The sequence below is a fragment of the Inquilinus sp. genome (assembly GCF_057815775.1).
Genome location: NZ_JBYRFX010000238.1, coordinates 1 through 2,583 on the forward strand (window position 1 = coordinate 1; position 2,583 = coordinate 2,583).

3 protein-coding genes are annotated in these 2,583 nt (G+C 70.4%); all 3 read left to right on the forward strand.

The features are described 5' to 3' along the window. On the forward strand, window positions 1-956 hold a 956-nt coding region (locus tag AC3XYG_RS08590), incomplete at its 5' end, for an MmgE/PrpD family protein (RefSeq protein ID WP_489139402.1). An 11-nt stretch (window positions 957-967) separates the two neighbouring features. Beyond that, window positions 968-2,059, forward strand: a complete 1,092-nt coding sequence (locus AC3XYG_RS08595; protein ID WP_489139403.1) for an isocitrate/isopropylmalate dehydrogenase family protein — start codon at window positions 968-970, stop codon at window positions 2,057-2,059. Then, window positions 2,046-2,583 (forward strand): isocitrate/isopropylmalate family dehydrogenase (locus AC3XYG_RS08600; protein WP_489139404.1); only part of this gene is annotated, 538 nt, incomplete at its 3' end. The genes AC3XYG_RS08595 and AC3XYG_RS08600, both read left to right, overlap by 14 nt.

Here is a 2,583-nt window from a genome sequence, read left to right on the forward strand (position 1 = left end):
TCGCCGAGGCGATCGCGCCCCGCCACTACCAGACCGGCTTCCACGCCACGGCCACCTGCGGCACCTTCGCCGCCGCCGCCGCCGCCGCCTCGCTGCTGGGGTTCGATGCGGAGACGACGGCGCGCGCGCTGTCGATCGCCGGCAGCCAGTCGGCCGGGCTGCGCGAGAATTTCGGCACGATGACGAAGCCCTTCCACGCCGGCCGTGCCTCGGAAAGCGGCATCGTCGCCGCCCAGCTGGCCGCGTCCGGCTGGACCGCGACCGACAAGATCCTGGAGGCCCCGCGCGGCTTCTTCCAGGCGGCCGGCGGCGGCTATGACGCCGACGCGATCTATCTCCGGCTCGGGTCGCCCTGGACCTTCGCCGAGCCCGGCATCTCGATCAAGCCGCACCCGTCGGGGTCGCTGACCCACCCTGGCATGACCGAGATGGCACGCCTGATCGGCGCGCACGGCATCAAGGCGGCGGATGTCGAGCGGGTGCGGGTCGGCACCAACTCCAACATGCCGAACGCCCTGATCCATCACCGGCCGCAGGACGAGCTGCAGGCGAAGTTCTCGATGGAATTCTGCATGGCGATGCTGCTGCTGGACGGCAAGGCGGGCCTGTCGGAGTTCACCGACGAGACCACCCGGCGCGACGACGTCCGGGCGATGATCGAAAAGGTCGACTTCGTGGTCGACGAGAAGGCCGAGCAGGCCGGCTATCACAAGATGACGACGATCATCGACATCACCCTGAAGAACGGCCGCGTGATCCATGGCGAGGCCGATTTCGGCAAGGGCAGCCCGGCCAACCCGATGAGCTATGCGGAGGTCGCCGACAAGTTCCGCGACAACGCCGCCCATGCCGGGGTGGGACGCGCCGCGGCGGACGAGATCGTCGCCCTGGTGCGCGACCTGGAGCAGCAGCCCTCGATCGAGCGGCTGATGAGCCTGGTCGCACGGGCCGGCTGACGGGGGCGGGAATGGCTCATCTCACCATCGGCATCCTCGACGGCGACGATATCGGCCATGAGATCGTGCCGGCATCGGTCCGGGTGGCGCGCGCCGCCGCCGCCCGGGCCGGGCTCGACATCGACTGGCGGCCGATGCCGATCGGCCGGCGGGCGCTGGACACCCACGGATCGACCATGCCGGACGGCACGCTGGAGGCGCTGTCGGCCATGGATGGCTTCATCCTCGGGCCGATCGGGCACCGCGCCTATCCGAAGGCGCCGGGCGCCATCAACCCGCACCCGATCCTGCGCAAGCATTTCGGCCTGTTCGCCAATGTCCGGCCGACACGCTCCTACCCCGGCCTCGGCGCGCTGTTCGACGACGTCGACCTGGTCATCGTCCGCGAGAACAACGAGGGGTTCCAGCCCGACCGCAACGTCGTCGCCGGCTCCGGCGAGTTCCGGCCGACCGAGGACACCACCATCTCGGTGCGGGTGATCACGCGCCAGGGTAGCTACCGCGTGGCGAAGGCGGCCCTGGAGATCGCGCGGACCCGGCGCCGGAAGCTGACGCTGGTCCACAAGAACACCGTGTTCAAGCTCGGCTGCGGCATGTTCGTCGAGGAATGCTACCGCGCCGCCGAGCAGTTCCCGGATGTGACGGTGGACGAGGTGATCGTCGACACCTTCGCCATGCGCCTGCGGCGCGACCCGCAGACCTTCGACGTCGTGTTCACCACCAACATGTTCGGGGACATCCTGCCCGACGAGGCCGCCGGGCTGGTCGGGGGCCTGGGCATGGCGCCGGGCCTGTGCATCGGCGAAGGCGCCAGCGCCATGGCGCAGGCGGCGCACGGATCGGCCCCCGACATCGCCGGCCGCGGCATCGCCAACCCGTTCGCGATGATCGAATCGACCCGGATGATGCTGGAGTGGCTGGGCCACAATCGGGGCGTCCCCCAGGCCCTGGCCGCAGCCGCCCTGATGGGCAAGGCCACGGTGGCGGCACTGGCCCGGCCGGAGACGCGGACCGGCGATATCCGCGGCACCACCGGCACCGCCGGAATGACGGACGCCATCGTGAGCGTCATCGAGAAGGAAGCGGACCATGCCTTCGCATAGCATTGCCGTCATGGGCGGCGACGGGATCGGGGTGGAGGTGGTCGAGGCCGGGGTGCGCGTGCTGGACGCGCTGGCTGCGATCGAACCCGGCCTGTCCTTCGACTTCACCCGGTTCGACTGGGGCTCCGACTACTACCGCAGCAACGGCCGGATGATGCCGCAGGACGGGCTGGCGCAGATCGAAGGGTTCGACGCGATCTATTTCGGCGCGGTCGGCGACCCGGACCTGCCGGACGACATCACGCTGTGGGGCCTGCGCCTGGCGATCTGCCAGGGCTTCGACCAGTACGCCAATGTCCGGCCGACGCGCCTGCTGCCGGGCCTGGCCGGCCCGCTGCGCCCCGATCTCGGCCGGCAGATCGACTGGGTGATCGTCCGCGAGAACAGCGAGGGCGAATATGCCGGCGTCGGCGGCCGGGCCCATCGCGGCCTGCCGATCGAGGTCGGCATGGATGTCTCGGTGTTCACCCGGACGGGCATCGAGCGCATCGCCCGGTTCGCCTGCGACCTCGCCGCGTCGCGCC

Bases quoted from the DNA above. Each gene is read 5' to 3' on its own strand.
- AC3XYG_RS08595 (WP_489139403.1), top strand. From the start codon at position 968: ATGGCTCATCTCACCATCGGCATCCTCGACGGCGACGATATCGGCCAT.